This window comes from Ruania halotolerans, from assembly GCF_021049285.1.
In the GTDB taxonomy this organism is placed as follows: domain Bacteria; phylum Actinomycetota; class Actinomycetes; order Actinomycetales; family Beutenbergiaceae; genus Ruania; species Ruania halotolerans.
This window is the reverse complement of the sequence record NZ_CP088017.1, coordinates 3,505,858-3,522,823: the sequence shown is the minus strand read 5'-3', so window position 1 is coordinate 3,522,823 and position 16,966 is coordinate 3,505,858. Positions and strand designations below refer to the sequence as shown.

General features: G+C 67.9%; 11 protein-coding genes. 10 read left to right on the top strand and 1 reads right to left on the bottom strand.

Annotated features, from left to right (window positions below):
* Positions 1–2: 2 nt before the first annotated feature.
* On the bottom strand, positions 3–3,968 hold the full coding sequence (locus LQF10_RS15865) for a Pls/PosA family non-ribosomal peptide synthetase (protein ID WP_231064781.1): 3,966 nt from the start codon (positions 3,966–3,968) through the stop codon (positions 3–5).
* A gap of 151 nt (positions 3,969–4,119) precedes the next feature.
* Between LQF10_RS15865 and rhaI the strand changes: the two genes are divergently transcribed.
* The 10 genes from rhaI (at position 4,120) to LQF10_RS15815 (ending at position 16,874) form a co-directional block, all read left to right on the top strand.
* A complete protein-coding gene (gene rhaI / locus LQF10_RS15860) occupies positions 4,120–5,298 on the top strand; it encodes an L-rhamnose isomerase (protein WP_231064780.1) in 1,179 nt (392 codons plus the stop codon).
* Between the two features lie 59 nt (positions 5,299–5,357).
* Positions 5,358–7,394, top strand: a complete 2,037-nt coding sequence (locus LQF10_RS15855; RefSeq protein WP_231064779.1) for a bifunctional aldolase/short-chain dehydrogenase — start codon at positions 5,358–5,360, stop codon at positions 7,392–7,394.
* Positions 7,394–8,872 carry a rhamnulokinase gene (locus LQF10_RS15850; protein ID WP_231064778.1) on the top strand — a complete coding sequence of 493 codons (1,479 nt, stop codon included), beginning with the start codon at positions 7,394–7,396 and terminating at the stop codon, positions 8,870–8,872. The genes LQF10_RS15855 and LQF10_RS15850 overlap by 1 nt, the downstream gene beginning before the upstream one ends.
* A 60-nt stretch (positions 8,873–8,932) precedes the next feature.
* Entirely contained in the window at positions 8,933–10,171 is a 1,239-nt protein-coding gene (locus LQF10_RS15845; RefSeq protein ID WP_231064777.1) for a hypothetical protein, read from the top strand.
* A 61-nt stretch (positions 10,172–10,232) separates the two neighbouring features.
* On the top strand, positions 10,233–11,858 hold the full coding sequence (locus tag LQF10_RS15840; RefSeq protein ID WP_231064776.1) for a molybdopterin-dependent oxidoreductase: 1,626 nt from the start codon (positions 10,233–10,235) through the stop codon (positions 11,856–11,858).
* 132 nt (positions 11,859–11,990) lie between these two features.
* On the top strand, positions 11,991–12,653 hold the full coding sequence (locus tag LQF10_RS15835; RefSeq protein ID WP_231064775.1) for a fasciclin domain-containing protein: 663 nt from the start codon (positions 11,991–11,993) through the stop codon (positions 12,651–12,653).
* A 359-nt stretch (positions 12,654–13,012) separates the two neighbouring features.
* Positions 13,013–14,296 carry an ABC transporter substrate-binding protein gene (locus LQF10_RS15830; RefSeq protein ID WP_231064774.1) on the top strand — a complete coding sequence of 428 codons (1,284 nt, stop codon included), beginning with the start codon at positions 13,013–13,015 and terminating at the stop codon, positions 14,294–14,296.
* Positions 14,297–14,375: 79 nt separating this feature from the next.
* A complete protein-coding gene (locus tag LQF10_RS15825; protein WP_435531411.1) occupies positions 14,376–15,317 on the top strand; it encodes a carbohydrate ABC transporter permease in 942 nt (313 codons plus the stop codon).
* A gap of 59 nt (positions 15,318–15,376) precedes the next feature.
* Positions 15,377–16,258: a carbohydrate ABC transporter permease gene (locus LQF10_RS15820; RefSeq protein WP_231067367.1), complete on the top strand. Its 882-nt coding sequence runs from the start codon at positions 15,377–15,379 to the stop codon at positions 16,256–16,258.
* A gap of 1 nt (position 16,259) precedes the next feature.
* A complete protein-coding gene (locus LQF10_RS15815; RefSeq protein WP_231064773.1) occupies positions 16,260–16,874 on the top strand; it encodes a hypothetical protein in 615 nt (204 codons plus the stop codon).
* The last annotated feature ends 92 nt before the right edge of the window (positions 16,875–16,966 follow it).

Genomic DNA, 16,966 nt, shown 5'->3' with positions numbered 1-16,966 from the left:
TGTCACTCCTCCCAGGGGCCGATCGGGTTGCCGAGCCAGCGGGTGCGGCTCGGCACGGATTCGCCGCGCATCACGAGGGAGGCTGGCCCGACGGTCGCCTCACGATCGAGGTGGGCAGCTGGCAGGATCACACTGTTCGGCCCGAGCGTGGCGCCGGGGCCGATGATCACCCGGTCCATCGCAAGCACGCGGTCGTGGAATAGGTGCGTCTGCACCACGCACCCGGCATTGACGCACGATCCTGCGCCAAGTTCGACGAGATCAGGTTCGGGTAGCCAGTAGGTATCGCACCACACGCCGTCACCGATCTTCGCGCCGAGCGCGCGGAACCACATATTCAACGCGACCGTGCCTTGCGCGAGGGAACAGAACCAGCGCGCGGCGAGCACCTCGGTGAATGCATCGGCCAGCTCTCCGCGCCACACGGCCCCGCTCCAGAGCGGGTGCTCGCCCACCTTGTGGGCTCCGACAAGCAGCCACTTCGCGGCCACGGTGATTCCCGCAGCCAGCAGAGCGGCAGCAAGCAGGATCACGGGACCGACCAATCCCGCGGTGATGAAGCGCCCCCAGGACCACCCCTGGTCGACCGGGCCCGTGCCGAGCAGGATCAGCAGGCTCAGACCTACTCCCACCATGAGGCACACGGAGAGGAACAGCGGAATCACGCGGCAGGTTTCCACGAGTCCGCGCAGCACGCGCAAGCGGATGGTCGGTTGGTACGTGCGTGACTCGTCGGCGCTACCGGCCACGCGGCGCAACTGGGTGGGCGGGCTCCCGATCCAGGAGGACCCCGCTCGGGCGGCGCCACGCTTCGGCGCCGCCGAGAGCACGGCGACCAGGGAGGCCTTGGGGATCTTCCGCCCGGGCGCGGCCATCCCGGAGTTTCCGAGGAAGGCTCGTTTGCCGACCTTCACGCGTTCCGCGCGCAGCCAGCCTCCGGTGAGTTCGTAGCCACCCACGAGTGTGTCGTCGGCGAGGAAGGACTGACTACCGATCTGGGTGAGCTTGGGGATCAGGACCACAGTGGATGCTTCGACACCTCGGCCCACGGTGGCACCGAGGGCCCGCAGCCACCAGGGTGTGAGTGCACCCGCGTAGAGCGGGAACAACCAATCCCGCGCCTCATCCAGCAGCCGCACCGTGGCCCAGACGGCCAGACCGCCTCCGGAGCGCACGGGGACGGGCCCGGTGCGGATCGCCAGGGAGAGCAGACGCACGGTCACCAGGACCAGGCCGATCAGGGCGGCGTATCCGGCGAACGCCGCGAGCGGCAGCAACGGCCACGCCGTCGCCCATGCCTGCCTCAGGCTGGCGGAATCGCGCAACGCGGGCCATAGCACCAGCCCTCCGATCGTGGCTGCCAGCCACGGCAGGGCGGAGAGCAGAACCCCGGTGACGGCGTACCCGGCCACCCAGGCGCGCCGACCCGACGGCTCTCGCTTGGACCATGGGCCGCGTGCCTGGCCGGTGTCTTCGGCCGGGGATCCGGAGACGAAGCGCTCGGCCCGTACCCGGCCGGCGACGAATGAACCCGGTGCGACCTCCGCACGCTGGCCGACCGTGGCGCCGGGGCCGAGAGTGCTGCGAGCGCCGATCCGTGCCCGGGAGCTGATCGTGATCCGGCCCAGGTGCACGCGATCGCCGTCGATCCATGCTCCGGTCAGGTCCACCTCCTGCTCCACGCTGGCGCGAGCGCCGATATCGAGGAACCCGGTGACCGGTGGCAGCGCGTGCAGGTCCACGTTCGGCCCGATCCGGGCGCCCAGCAGCCGGGCGTACCAGGTGATCGACGCGGCACCGGCGAGGCTGGCTGCGGCGAGATCATCCTGGATGCGGCCGGCCAGCCAGTACCGCAGGTGCACTTTCCCGCCGCGCGGGTAGGTGCCGGGCCGGACGCCGCGCAACACGAGCCGGATCAACCCGGCCGCGACCAGCATCCTGCCCTGCGGGATCACGAATGCCGCGGTGGTGAGGGCCACCAGCCACACGGGCGGTGCGGGCAGCCAGTCGATGGCCGGATGCACCAGCAGACTCACCAGGAGCAGCCAGGAAAGCCATCGCATCGAGGTCAGCCCGCGCAGCGGGTAGAAGGCGAGGAGCTGACCCGCCTTCGTCTTCGTGCGAATGGGCGAGACCGCGGTGTTCGTGCGCGCGGTGGTGGTGCGCAGGCCCTCCAGGTACGCAGAGAGCGCGCCGATGGTCGGGTTCGCGTAGATATCCGCGACGGCGACCTCGGGGTAGCGCTCCCGGATCCTTCCCACGGTCTGTGCCGCAGTGAGCGAGCCGCCGCCGAGCTCGAAGAAGTCCGCCCGTAGGTCCACCGGGTCGGCGGCGAGCACGTCGTGCCAGATGCCCGCGAGCCATTCCTGGGTCGCGGACCGCTGAGTGGGCTCGGTTGTGCCGGACGTGGTGAAACTGCTGGGCAGTGGCCACGGCAGCGCGTCCCGATCCACTTTGCCGGACGTGCGGGTGGGCATCTCCTCCACCACGGCGAGGCGTGGCACGAGTGCGGCAGGCATGCGATCCCGGAGGAGCTCCACGGCGGCGCCGTGCTCGAAGCTCTGGTCCACCGTGAGGTAACCGACCAGCACCTGGTTGCCTGCCGCTGTGCCGCGCACGGCGGCTGCCGCACTGACCACGCCTGGGAGGCGAAGGAGCTGACCGTCGATCTCCCCGAGTTCGATCCGACGGCCGCCGAGTTTGATCTGATCATCGGCGCGGCCGGCGAATACGAGGCCGGCAGCGTCATTGCGGACCATGTCTCCCGAACGATACGCGCGAGCCCAGCCAAGGCTCGGCATCGGAGCGTACTTCTCAGCGTCCTGGTCCGGATCGAGGTACCGGGCCAGCCCGACGCCACCGATGATCAGCTCACCCGTCTCGCCTTCAGCCACCGGGGCGCCACCACCATCGACGACGGCGAGGTCCCAGCCTGCCAGTGGTAGCCCGATCCGTACGGGCTGGGTGCCGTCCATCGGCGCTGCGCAAGCGACCACGGTCGCCTCGGTGGGACCGTAGGTGTTCCAGACCTCACGTCCAGGGCGTTGTAGCCGGGCGGCGAGTTCGGCGGGAGCCGCCTCGCCGCCGAGGATCAGCAGACGGACCCGGTCCAGGGACGAGGCTGGCCAGAGGGCCACCAGGGTCGGCACTGTGGAGACGATGGTGATGTCGTTGGCGGTGAGCCAGGGGCCGACGTCGACTCCCGAACGCACCAAGGAGCGAGGTGCGGGCACGAGGCAGGCAGCGTGTGCCCACGCGAGCCACATCTCCTCGCAGCTCGCATCGAAGCCGACGGAGAGCCCAGCCATCACCCGGTCGCCAGGGCCGATCGGATCGGAGGTGAGGAACAGGTGCGACTCTGCGTCCACGAAGGCCGCGGCGCTGCGATGCGTGACGGCGACCCCCTTCGGAGTCCCGGTGGAGCCGGAGGTGAAGATGATCCAGGCGTCATCGCCGGGCCGGGGTGCGCGCTCCGGGGCGGTCGCGGCGGCGCGGTCGCGATTGGCGAAAGCCTGCGCGCCACCGGCCGCAGCGGCCGCGGTGATCTCCAGACCGTTCCCCACGACTGCCACGACAGCTGCCTCGGTGAAGACGGTGCGGGCGCGTTCGGGTGGATCGTCAGCGTCGACGGGGACGTAGGCAGCGCCAGCCATCAGGATGCCGAGGACGGCCACGTACAGTTCGGTGGTCCCAGAGCTCACTCGCAGGCCGATCCGGTCGCCGCGACGGGTGCCCAGGGCGGTGAGCCGGTCCGCGAGTTCACCGGCGGCCTCGGCGAACTCGCGATAGGTCAGCTGGGCCACGCCGCTGTCGAGGGCGAGTTCCTCGGGGTGGGCGCTGAGTGAGTCCGTGAAGACGTCGAGCAACGTGCGAGCGGGGGCGGCGCGGTCAGAGGCGAGCAAGGTGGGCAGCGGGCCGGGGGCGAGCACGGGAACAGTCTGGCCCATACCGGGGGCGGGCGTGCTCATGGCCCTCCCGGTGGTCGTCCGGGTCAGAGCGCAGCGGGCACGGGTGCCTTGACGGCTCCAGCCCGGATCTCTTATCGTGACCCCGAGTGATGAATCGTTTCAGATCGAATGGCGACCGCCGTCGTCATCACCGGACTTGGAGTGCACCCCCATGACCACCTCGGCCACTGACGCCCCGCAGGTGCGCGACGCCCTCGCTGCCCAGACCATCGAGCTCCCCTCCTGGGCGTTCGGCAACTCCGGGACCCGCTTCAAGGTGTTCTCCACCCCCGGCGTGCCGCGGGATCCATTCGAGAAGATCGCTGACGTCGCCCAGGTGCACGCCTACACCGGAGCGGCGCCAAGGGTCTCCCTGCACATCCCGTGGGACCTCGTGGACGACATCTCCACGCTGGCCGCCCATGCAGGTGACCTCGGCGTGCAGATCGGTGCGATCAACTCCAACCTCTTCCAGGATGAGGACTACAAGCTCGGTTCTCTCACTCACCCGGATGCGGCGATCCGCGCGAAGGCCATCGACCATCACAAGCAGTGCATCGACGTGATGCGGGCCACTGGATCCACCGATCTCAAGCTCTGGCTCCCGGACGGCACGAATTACCCGGGCCAGGACGATATCCGCGGCCGCCAGGACCGCCTCGCCGACTCACTGCAGCAGATCTACGCCGAGCTCGACCCGAATCACCGGCTGATCCTGGAGTACAAGTTCTTCGAGCCGTACTTCTACACGATGGACATCCCTGACTGGGGCACGTCGCTGGTGCACTGCCTCGCCCTCGGTGACCAGGCGAGTGTGGTGCTCGACACCGGCCACCACGCCCCCGGCACGAATATCGAGTTCATCGTGGCCCAGCTGCTGCGGCTCGGGAAGCTCGGCGCCTTCGATTTCAACTCCCGCTTCTACGCCGACGACGACCTCATCGTGGGCGCGGCAGACCCGTTCCAGTTGTTCCGCATCATGAACGAGATCGTCTCAGCCGATGCGCTCCGCCCCGATTCCGGCGTGAACTTCATGCTCGACCAGTGCCACAACATCGAGCCGAAGATTCAGGGCCAGATCCGTTCGGTGATGAACGTGCAGGAGGCCACTGCGAAGGCGCTGCTCGTGGACCGCGAGGCGCTGCGTGCGGCGCAGTTCGCCGGTGATGTGCTCGGTGCGAATGCGCTGCTGATGGATGCGTACAACACCGACGTGCGCCCCCTGCTCGCCGAGGTCCGCGCCGCGAAGGGCCTCGCCGAGGATCCCATCGCCGCGTTCATCGCCTCCGGCTATCAGGACACGATCGCTGCCGAGCGCGTAGGCGGACAGCAGGCCGGCTGGGGCGCCTGACCTCTCGAACCACCACTGCATCGCCGACGACAAGCCAGACCCTCTCCCGGAAGGCACCCATGACGAACCAGGCAGTCACCGACCTGATCACCCGTTCCAACCGGCTCGGCGCCGATCCACGCAATACCAACTACGCCGGCGGCAACACCTCCGCCAAGGGCGCCGACACCGATCCGGTCACCGGCGAAGCCGTCGAACTGTGCTGGGTCAAGGGCTCCGGCGGTGACCTCGGCACCCTGAAGGAGACCGGCCTGGCCGTGCTCCGCCTGGACCGCCTGCGCTCCCTCATCGATGTCTACCCGGGAGTGGACCGCGAAGACGAGATGGTGGCCGCATTCGACTACTGCCTGCACGGCAAGGGCGGCGCCGCCCCGAGCATCGACACCGCCATGCACGCTCTCGTGGACGCCCCGCATGTGGACCACCTGCACCCGGACTCCGGCATCGCGATCGCCACCGCCGCCGACGGCGAAGCGCTCACCTCCCGCATCTTCGGCGACCGGGTCGTCTGGGTGCCGTGGCGCCGCCCCGGTTTCCAGCTCGGGCTGGATATTGCAGCGATCAAGGCAGAGAACCCCCAGGCGATCGGTTGCATCCTCGGCGGCCACGGCATCACCGCCTGGGGTGAGACCTCCGAGCAGGCCGAGGCGAACTCCCTGGAGATCATCCGCACCGCCGAGACCTACATCGCCGAGAACGGCAAGGCCGACCCGTTCGGTGCCGTGCGGCCTGGCTACGAAGCGCTCCCCGAGGCTGAGCGCCGCGCGAAGGCCGCCGCCCTCGCCCCGACCATCCGCGGCATCGCCAGCACCGATGCCCCGCAGATCGGCCACTTCACCGATGCGGATGTCGTCTTGGACTTCCTCGCCAGCGAGAAGCTCGCCCCGCTGGCCGAGCTGGGCACCTCGTGCCCGGACCACTTCCTGCGCACCAAGGTCAAGCCGCTGGTGGTGGACCTGCCGGCCGACGCGCCCGTGGCGGATGTGGTGGCCCGGCTCGAGGAGTTGCACGAGACCTACCGCGCCGAGTACGCCGCGTACTACGACAGGCACGCCGGTGAGCACTCGCCTGCCATGCGCGGTGCGGACCCGGCGATCGTGCTCGTTCCCGGCGTCGGGATGTTCTCCTTCGGTAAGAACAAGCAGACCGCTCGTGTGGCCGGTGAGTTCTACGTGAACGCCATCAACGTGATGCGCGGCGCGGAAGCCCTCTCCACCTACGCGCCCATCGAGGAGTCGGAGAAGTTCCGGATCGAGTACTGGGCGCTCGAGGAGGCCAAGCTCCAGCGGATGCCCAAGCCCAAGGCGCTCGCCACCCGGGTGGCCCTGGTGACCGGTGCGGCGTCCGGGATCGGCAAGGCCATCGCCACGCGACTGGCTGCTGAGGGCGCCTGCGTCGTCATTGCCGACCTCAACCTGGAAGCGGCCCAGGCGGTGGCCGACGAGCTCGGTGGCCCTGACGTCGCTGCGGCCGTGGCGTGTGACGTCACCGACGAGGCCCAGGTCAGCGCCCTCATCGACGCCGCTGCACTCGCCTTCGGAGGCGTGGACCTCGTGGTGAACAACGCCGGCCTGTCCATCTCCAAGCCGCTGCTGGAGACCACGACGAAGGACTGGGACCTGCAGCACGACGTGATGGCCCGGGGTTCGTTCCTGGTGGCCCGCGAGGCAGCCCGTGCGTTGATCGCCCAGAAACTCGGCGGCGACATCGTCTACATCGCCTCCAAGAACTCCCTCTTCGCCGGCCCGAACAACATCGCCTACTCGGCCACCAAGGCCGATCAGGCCCACCAGGTCCGCCTGCTCGCGGCCGAACTCGGTGAGCACGGCGTGCGCGTGAACGGCATCAACCCCGACGGCGTGGTCCGCGGTTCCGGCATCTTCGCCGGCGGGTGGGGCGCCAAGCGGGCCGCTGTCTACGGCGTCAAGGAAGAGGAACTGGGCCAGTACTACGCCCAGCGCACGCTGCTCAAGCGTGAGGTGCTCCCCGAACACGTGGCGGCCGCCGTCTTCGCCCTCACCGGCGGTGACCTGAGCCAGACCACCGGTCTGCACGTTCCGGTGGATTCCGGCGTGGCCGCTGCCTTCCTGCGCTGATGGGGGAGCAGGTCGCAGCATTTGCGGCCGTCGATCTGGGGGCCACCTCGGGGCGGGTGATCCGCGCTGAGGTGGACCCCTCCGGCGCCGACGGCGTCCGGTTGCGTGAGGTGGTCCGGTTCGCCAATGCCGCCGAAGCCGATGACGGCGGAACGTTGCGCTGGGATCTCAGCTCGCTGTTCGAGCAGGTGCTTCAGGGTCTGCAGACCGCCGGCGAAGCCGGACCGCTGCTCGGCATCGGGATCGACACGTGGGCCGTGGACTACGGCCTGCTGGATGCGGCAGGTCAGCTGCTCGCCGAACCGGTGGCGTACCGGGATTCGCGCACTGAGCAGGTGATCGAGCAGGTGCACGCTGCCGTCCCTCCCGATGAGCTGTACGGGGTGTCCGGTATGCAGCACCTGCCGTTCAACACGATCTACCAGCTCGCCGCCGAACGGCGTGGCCAGCTGTGGGACCGGGCCGACCAGGCGCTGCTGCTGCCGGATCTGCTCGCCTACTGGCTCACCGGGCAACGGGTCAGTGAACTCACCAACGCCTCCAGTACGGCACTGCTCGACCAGCGCAGCCGGGCCTGGTCACAGGTGCTGATGGACCGGTTGGGTATCCCGGCCGATCTGTTCCCGCCCGTCGTCGAACCAGGAACGCAGATCGGGGTGCTCACCGCTGAGATACGGGAGCGCACCGGATTGGGAGCGGTGCCCGTCTACGCCGTCGGCTCGCACGACACGGCCTCCGCCGTCGCGTCGGTGCCCGCCGAGGGGAGCGACTTTGCCTACATCTCCTCGGGCACGTGGTCCCTGGTGGGGGTGGAGCTGGACGCTCCCGTGCTGACCGAGGAATCGCGCGCGGCGAACTTCACCAACGAGCTCGGTGTGGACGGCACCGTCCGGTACCTGCGCAATGTGATGGGCCTGTGGGTGCTCTCGGAGTCCCAGCGGGTCTGGGCCGAACGCGGGCAGCAGATCGGCATCGAGCAGTTACTCACCGGCGCTGCCCACGTGCCGGCGCGGCGTACCGTGCTCAATGTGGATCACCCGGACTTCCTCCCACCAGGTGATATGCCGGCCCGGCTCGCCGCCCATGCGCGCAGCACGGGGCAGCCGGAGCCGGTGACTCCAGGCGAGGTGGCCCGGTGTGTGATCGACTCGCTCGCGGTGGCCTACCGCCGCGCGATCGCCGACGCCACGTCGCTGTCGGGAAAACCGGTGCGGGTGGTTCATATCGTCGGCGGAGGGTCCAGGAACGCGTTGCTGTGCCAGGCGGCGGCGGACGCCATCGGTCTGCCGGTGATTGCCGGGCCCGAGGAGGGGACGGCCCTGGGGAACGTGCTGGTGCAGGCACGGGCGGCCCGTGTGCTCGGTGGCGACCTCTCCGCACTACGACGGGTGGGAGCTCGCGGACTCGAGTTGCGCCACTACGAACCGGACCTGTCGGAATATCAGGCCTGGGCCGCCGTCGGGAGTGCCTTCGGTTGATCGACTGGCCGCTACGATGCTGTTCGCAAGAATCGCAGCGGGAGCAGAGGGGCCAGATCAGTGACATATCCACAGGGCGACGGGCGTGCGCCAGGCGAGCCAGGACCGACGCCCGAGCCGCCGCCATGGCAGCGTCCCCCGGAGGGTCAGCCGGCCTGGCAGAGCCAGCCGGGTCAGTACGGTCATCCCGGTCAGCAGGGAGCACCCCCAGCCGGGCCGGGATGGTCCCAGCACGGCACCTATCCGCACGCCGGTGGCCCGCCTCAGCCACCGAAGACGTCCTCTCGCAAGCTCCTGCTCGGTCTCGGGGGAGGGCTGCTCGCGCTCGTGCTGATCGTCGTGCTGGGTGTTGTCTTCGTCACCACGAACGCACGCAACGCCGAGGAGGAGGCGGCTGCCGCGGCTCAGGCGCGGGACGAGGCGATCACCGCACCCGTCGCCGGTTACCTGCAGGCGCTCGCAGACGGTGACGCCGAGACGGCGTTGTCCTTCGTCTCATCACCGTCACCGACGGAGTTGATGACCGATGAGGTCCTTGCCGTGTCGAACGAGATCGCCCCGATCACAGCGATCGACGTGCCTGCGGTCGACGGTGAGAGCGGATACGGGTACTGGGACGTGCCCGCGACCTACCTGCTCGGCGACACCGAGGTGAGCACGGTCTTCAGCGTGACCGGTCCAGTGGACGCCGAAGACGAAGGTGACTACGAGGTGACCTCCCCGTTCGGCTACCTCTACGCGGGCGAGCAGCTGGTGGCGGTGGGGGCCGCGGTCAACGGCGTGCCGGTCACGGCTGCCGACGTCGAGGTGTTTCCCGGCGTCTACGAGGTCACCCTCGAGCACGAGATGTTCGCACTTGAGGGAGAGCTGACGGCCCCTGTCACCGCGCAGTACGAATCGGGACGGTTCGAGCCCGAGGTGGTGATGACCGATGCAGGCCTGACGACTTTCCGGGATCTGGTCATCGCCGACGTCGAGGAGTGCATCGCCTCGACCGATCTTGACGCGGGATGCGGTCTGGACTTGCCGGAGACCTTGGACGATGGCGCAGAACTCGTCGACGGCACTGTCACGCGTGAACTGACAGCCTCAGCGCAAGCGACGCTAGACTCCCTCGACGCGACGACGGACTACTCGGATCCGATGATCGTGACCGGTGAGTACATCGGCAGTGTGGACACCGAGGCCGATTGCACGAAGGACGGCCAGGACGGGCGTTGCGAGATCTGGCTCGGCCCATCCCTGGGCGGACCGGTGGTCGATTTCGGTGCCGACGAACCCGCGGTGCGCTGGGACTGAGAAATGACTCGCCGCAGGTAGCCCGGCCCATCCGATCCGTCCATGGCTGCGAACTATGGGCATGCCTGGATCTCATGGACGCCGTGCCGCCCGTTCCTGCACACCACCGCGCTGGCTCCGCGGGCTCACCGGGGTGGTCTGCGCCGCTGCCGGGATCGGGGTTGCGCACACCGTCGCCGCGCTGACCGTGCCGGCTGCCTCGCCGCTGCTGGCGGTGGGCAGTGTTGCCATCGATGCCGCGCCGACTCCGGTCAAGGAGTTCGCGGTCCGGACCTTCGGCAATGCGGACAAACCGGTGCTGCTGGCCGGGGTGGGCCTCGTGCTGGTGGTAGCGACGGTCGTGCTCGGCCTGCAGTCGTTCCGCCGACGATGGGTCGGCGTGGCCGGGATGGTCGCGCTCGCCGCGGTCGCCGCGGCGGCCGCGCTCTCCCGCTCACCGGAGCCGATTGCTGTCCTTCCCGCCGTCGCCGCCGGCGCTGTCGCCACCGCGGGCTTGCTCTGGGTGGTGGCCGGACTGCGCAGCTCCTACCCGGACCCGGAGGTCGCGCCGGAGCAGGCCCGCGTCCCATCTGCCGTCTCTCCTCTGGACAGCCCACAGGTTCGCAGCGGCCGGTTCGTCCCGAGCAGGCGGGGGGTGCTGATCGGTGGGCCGGCGGCGCTGGCGGCCGTCGGAGTGGGCGGGGGTAGGGTTCTCGCCCAGCTGCGCAGCGGGGATGAGGCGATCGGACGCGATCGGACGCTGCCCGATGCCGCCGATCCGGCCGACCCGCTACCTGACGGGGTACAACTCGAGGTCCCCGGGATCACGCCGTTTCGCACGGCGTCTGCGGACTTCTACCGCGTCGACATCGCACTGAGCACGCCCCGTATTGACGTGGACTCGTGGTCGTTGCCGATCGGCGGACTCGTCGACAATCCGGTCACGCTGCGATATGAGGACATCCTCGATATGCCGCTGACCGAGCGCTGGATCACCCTGACCTGCGTCTCCAATCCGGTTGGCGGCCCCTATGTGAGCACCGGTAGGTGGCTCGGTGTACCGCTGCTGGACCTGTTCGAGCAGGTCGGTGTGCAGCCTGAGGCGAACCAGATCTTCACGGAGAGCGCCGACGGACTGACGATGAGTATCCCGCTGGATGCCGCCACCGACGGACGGGACGCGATGCTGGTCGTTGGTCTCAACGGCGAGCAGCTCCCCATTGAGCGGGGCTTCCCCGCCCGGCTGATCGTGCCGGGACTGTTCGGATTCGTCTCGGCGGCCAAATGGATCACCGACATGCGGCTGTCCACCTATGCGGCGGATGTGGCCTATTGGACCGAACGCGACTGGGCGACGGATGCGCCAGTGCTCACGCAGACGCGAATCGACGTGCCGGGATCGCTGGAGCGTGTGCCGGCCGGCTCGATCACGATGGCGGGCGTCGCGTGGGCCCAGCATCGCGGTATCGAGAAGGTCGAGGTGCGCATCGACGACGGGGACTGGCAGGAGGCCGAGCTGGCCGCCGACGGTGGAGTCGACCTGTGGCGCCACTGGCGTCTCGACTGGGAGAGCACGGGGGCCGGCCGGCACGACGTTCAGGTGCGAGCGACGGATGGCACGGGATCGACGCAGCCGCAGGAGCGCACCGACCCGGTGCCTGACGGCGCGCGCGGCTGGCATTCGATCGCGTTCATGGTCGAGAACTAGCTGCGGCCGATGGGTGCTCGCGAGATTGAGTCCTCTCCGGACCCATCCGATGGAGCCCGTACTCCGAACCCCTCCCGACAGACCCAGAAGCTGACTGGATTCTCCAGTCGACTCGACACAAGGAGAATGACCATGAAGATCCGCACCTTTGCCCCGGCCCTGACGCTCGCGGCGGCCCTGACTCTGGCCGCGTGTTCCGGTGGCGAATCCGACGAGGGCACCGACGCCCCGGACGCTCCTGAGGAGACCACCTCCGAGGAGATGGCCGAGGAGGACGACATGGCTGAAGAGGACGACATGGGCGGGGAGATGGGTGCCCAGTTCGGGCCCGCCTGCGCCGATATCCCCGAGTCGGGGGCAGGGAGCTTCGACGGTATGGCTCAGGACCCGGTCGCTACCGCGGCAAGCAACAACCCTGAGTTGTCCACACTCGTCGAGCTCGTCGGCCTGGCAGAACTCGGCGACACCCTCAACGGTGCCGAGGGCATCACCGTCTTCGCACCGGCGAATTCGGCCTTCGAGGCACTGCCGGCGGAGACGGTCGAGGCCGTGCAGGCCGACCCGTCCGGTCTGCTGACTGACGTGCTCACCTACCACGTGGTCCCGCAGACGCTGGCACCGGAAGACCTGGCTGGGACGTTCGAGACCCTGAACGGGGCCGAATTGACCGTCGAGGGGTCCGGTGAGGACTTCACCGTTGGTTCCGACGGCGCCGCTGTGGTCTGCGGCAACGTTCAGACCGCCAACGCCACCGTGTACATCATCGACGGCGTGCTGATGCCCGCCTCTGAGTGATCGTGGGGCTGATCTAGCCTGCGTGCGTTTCAGTACCACTGCGCCGGGACCATCCAGGTCCCGGCGCAGTCGTCTGCGTGCTCAGCGCGATGCCGGCGATGACGGGCCCTGGTAGCAGCTGCGATACATCCCAGTAGTGATCGATCACTATCGTGACCAGATCGTGATGATTACTGGCGGACTGCGCTTTCCTGCTGGGTTGCGCTCCGTCCTTGCCGATGCGATAGTTTGTAACGATTCACAGGATGTGTCGGAACCTCGTGCAGCAGTCGCACTGGCACCCGACCCTCGAGCAGAGAGGCTCCGGAATGAACTCAGCAAGGAAGAGGGCCACGAAGCGGTTGGCTCCGATTGCCGCCATGTCCGCGGCAGGTGCACTCGTTCTCGCCGCCTGTTCCGGCGGTGGTGACGACGCTGGCGGTGGTGAGCCCGGTAGCGGAGGCACCGTCGACCCGGACGAGGAGATCAGCCTCACGGTGGTCTGGTGGGGCAACGACGACCGTGCCGACCGCTACGAGCAGGCGATCGAGCTGTTCGAAGCTGAGTACCCCAACATCGACATCCAGTCCCAGTTCCAGGCCTGGCCGGACTACTGGACCGCGCGCGCCACCGAGGCCGCCGGTAACGCGCTGCCGGACGTCTTTCAGATGGACCTGTCTTACCTGAGCGAGTTCGGCACCCGCGGCCAGCTCGTCGACCTGGCACCCTATGCCGGCGGAGAGCTCGACACGAGCGGGCTCTCGGACGCCTTGCTCGCCTCGGGCCAGATCGACGGTGCACAGTACGGGATCCCCCAGAGCACCAATACGCTGGCGCTGTTCTACAACCCGGCGATCGTCGATGACCTCGGGATCGAGCCGCCGACGGCGGACCAGACCTGGGAGGAGTACGTTGCCTGGGCCGCCGAGGCGGCTGCAGCCGGCGCTGACGAGGATCCGAGGCTGTACGGCACAGGCGATTTCACCGGCGTCTTGTGGCTATTCGTGCAGTACCTGGTGCAGAACGGGCACGAGGTGTTCACCGCCGAGGGGGACATCGCCTTCACCGAACAGGACGTGATCGAGTGGCTGAATGTCGCCCAGCCGCTGCGTGATGCCGATGCGCTGTTCCCGGCTGAACGCACCGTCCAGCTCGCCCCACTCGGCGGGTTCACGGTCAACGAGGTGGCGTCCGAGTTCTCCTGGGACAACTTCCTCGCGGGCTACCTGGCTGATTCCGGTGCGGATTCGTTGGAGATGCTACCGCTGCCGGTGCCCGAGGGTGGCGAACGGAACATGTTCTTCAAGCCGTCCATGTTGCTCTCCGCCGGGGCGAACACTGAGCACCCGGAGGCCGCGGCGGCGTTCATCAGCTTCATCACCAACGATGCCGAGGTCGGATCCATCTTCGGTACTTCACGCGGGGTGCCGGCCACCGAATCGGCACGTTCGCAGCTCGAGGCGGAGGGAGCCGACGCGCAGGTGCTCGCCTACGAGGAGGAATGGACCCCGGAGATCACCGCTGCTACGCCTGTGCTGCCCGAAGGGTTCGGCACGATCGAGGCCGAGTGGTTGCGGCTCGCTGAAGAGCTCGGTTACGGGCACATCACACCTGAGGAGTTCGCGTCCCAGTGGTTCGCTGAGGCGGAGATCGCCCTCGGCTGATCCGCCTGGATCTGACCGATCACGTGGTCCCGCCGCCTGGTATGCCGGGCGGCGGGACCTGTACCCGAGGAGGAAACGCGTGACCACCACGAACGCCCCGGCGGATGCTCTGGTCGAGCGCCCGTCGCTGCGACGGGCCCGGCTGCGGGAGTCGCTCGCCGGTTACGGTTTCATGGCGCCCTGGTTGGCGGGTTTCTTCGCCCTCACCGTGGGACCGATGATCGCCTCGCTGTACCTGTCCTTCACGGACTATGACCTGTTCGCGCCACCGGAGTTCATTGGTGCGGATAACTACGCTCGACTGCTCTCCGACCCTCAGTTCCTCCAGTCGATCAAGGTCACTGTCATTTATGTGGTGCTGGGCACGCCGATCAAATTGGCTGCCGCGCTCGGTGTGGCGATGCTGCTGAACGCCAAGCGCAGAGGTCTCGGTTTCTATCGGTCGGCCTTCTACGCGCCGTCACTGGTGGCGGCCTCGGTCTCCATCGCCATCGTCTGGAAGGCGATGTTCATCGACGATGGTGTGGTCGATAGCAGCCTTCGGATCTTTGGCGTCGAACTTGGTGGCTGGGTGGGCAACCCGGATATGACGATGCCGATGTTCATCCTGCTCGCCGTGTGGGCCTTCGGTGGACCGATGGTGATCTTCCTCGCCGGCCTCAAGCAGGTGCCGGGTGAGCTCTACGAGGCAGCGGAGATGGACGGGGCCGGGCGCTTGCGGCAGTTCCGGAACATCACTTTGCCGATGCTGAGTCCGGTGATCTTCTTCAATCTGCTGATGGAGACGATCGGTTCCTTCCAGGTGTTCGGTTCCGCGTTCATCATCTCCGGAGGCACCGGCGGTCCGGCCGGGTCCACGTTGTTCTACACGCTGTACCTCTACCAGCGCGGATTCCGTGACTTCGCCATGGGGTACGCCTCCGCGATGGCCTGGCTCCTGGTGATCGCCGTCGGTCTCATCACGATCCTGCTGTTCCGCACCTCGAAAGCCTGGGTGCACTACCAGGGAGACGCCAAGTGACCAGCACACAAGTCAGTGGCGGTTCGTCGCCACAGCCAGGGGTTCCGCTGCAGACGGTGATGCCCTCCCGTGACGACAGCTCACGCCTGCGCCGGGACGCCAAACGTCGTGGTCGCCTCGGCAGCCTTGGCTATCACCTGGGCATGATCGCGGTCTGCGCCGTGGTGCTCTATCCCGCAGTCTGGATGTTCACGAGTTCGCTCAAGCCGTCGAGTGAGATCATCGGCAACATCTCGCTCCTGCCGGAGAACGGCTCGCTGGACAATTTCGCGACGGCCTTGGCTGGTATCGGCGGCGTCTCGTTCTGGACGTTCTTCGTGAACTCGGTGATCATCGCCGTGTTCTCGGTGGTCGGCGTGGTCGTGTCCTCGGCTGTGGCGGCCTACGCGTTCGCTCGGATCCAGTTCAGGGCGAAGCCGCTGTGGTTTGCGCTGATGGTGGCCACGATGTTGCTGCCGTTCCACGTGACGATCATCCCGCAGTACATCCTGTTCCAGAACCTGGGGCTGATCAACAACTTCGGAGCGCTGCTGATCCCGAAGTTCCTCGCCACCGAGGCCTTCTTCGTGTTCCTGATGATCCAGTTCCTGCGCGGCATCCCCCGTGACCTGGACGAGGCCGCGCGGATCGACGGTGCGGGACATATCCGGGTCTTCGGTTCCATCATCATGCCGCTGCTGCGGCCGGCGATGATCACTGCGGCCATCTTCACGTTCATCGCCTCGTGGAATGACTTCCTCGGCCCGCTGCTCTACCTGAAGCGGCCGGATCTGTACACATTGCCGATCGCCCTGCGGTTGTTCGTGGACCAGACCACCACGTCCGATTACGGTGCACAGGTGGCCATGGCTGTACTCGCGCTGATCCCGGTGATCATCTTCTTCTTCGTGTTCCAGCGCTATCTGATCGACGGTGTCTCCACGCAGGGTCTGAAGGGCTGAGATGCCAGGCGGTGACGCATCGGGGCCGCGGGTCGGCGGGGAAGCGCCCCGCCCCGCGGCCCTGCCGCTGTTCGCCGAACTGATGTCCACGTCAGTGGTGGTCCTCGCACTCTGCCTGCCCGTCCTGACGGCGCCCGCTGCTCTGGCGGCAGGCGTCACCCATCTACGCAGGCACCTGGAGGGGCGTTCGGACACGGTGCGGGAGATGCTGGCCGATTTCCGCCGCCAACTGCGCGGTTCATGGCTTGCGGCCGCCGGCGCTCTGCTGCTCGCGTTCGTGCTCGTGTTGAACCTGGATATCGCACGGTTCACCGCGCTGCCTGGTGCGGAGATGATCCGGGTCGTCAGCATCGCCGGTCTCGTGGCCGTCGTGCTGGTCCTCCTGCGCACCGTCGAGTTGCGCGGACTCGACCCGCACGGCACCTGGCGCAGCGCCGTCACCGACGGCGCCCGGCTCGCCGCCGGTGATCCGGTCGGCTCAGTGCTGCTGCTTACCGCCGTGGGTCTGTGCGTCACGATTGTGTGGATGTACGCGTTGCTCGTCATCCTCGTGCCGGGTCTGCTCACCTTCGCCGTGGTGGGTGTGGCCTCCCGGCGTGGCCGTCCGGAGCTCTGAGGGTGGGCGGTACGAAAGGTTCCGACGGCGTTTCACCCTTCGGTCGCACATGTGAGAAACCGGTCTCTCGCCTATCCTGATGCACGGCAGTG

Excerpts from the sequence above, each read along its gene's own strand:
- rhaI (WP_231064780.1), top strand. The coding sequence starts at position 4,120 with ATGACCACCTCGGCCACTGACGCCCCGCAGGTGCGCGACGCCCTCGCT.
- LQF10_RS15830 (WP_231064774.1), top strand. The coding sequence starts at position 13,013 with ATGTCCGCGGCAGGTGCACTCGTTCTCGCCGCCTGTTCCGGCGGTGGT.
- LQF10_RS15820 (WP_231067367.1), top strand. The coding sequence starts at position 15,377 with ATGCCCTCCCGTGACGACAGCTCACGCCTGCGCCGGGACGCCAAACGT.
- LQF10_RS15835 (WP_231064775.1), top strand. The coding sequence starts at position 11,991 with ATGAAGATCCGCACCTTTGCCCCGGCCCTGACGCTCGCGGCGGCCCTG.
- LQF10_RS15840 (WP_231064776.1), top strand. The coding sequence starts at position 10,233 with ATGCCTGGATCTCATGGACGCCGTGCCGCCCGTTCCTGCACACCACCG.
- LQF10_RS15865 (WP_231064781.1), bottom strand. The coding sequence starts at position 3,968 with ATGAGCACGCCCGCCCCCGGTATGGGCCAGACTGTTCCCGTGCTCGCC.
- LQF10_RS15850 (WP_231064778.1), top strand. The coding sequence starts at position 7,394 with ATGGGGGAGCAGGTCGCAGCATTTGCGGCCGTCGATCTGGGGGCCACC.
- LQF10_RS15855 (WP_231064779.1), top strand. The coding sequence starts at position 5,358 with ATGACGAACCAGGCAGTCACCGACCTGATCACCCGTTCCAACCGGCTC.
- LQF10_RS15815 (WP_231064773.1), top strand. The coding sequence starts at position 16,260 with ATGCCAGGCGGTGACGCATCGGGGCCGCGGGTCGGCGGGGAAGCGCCC.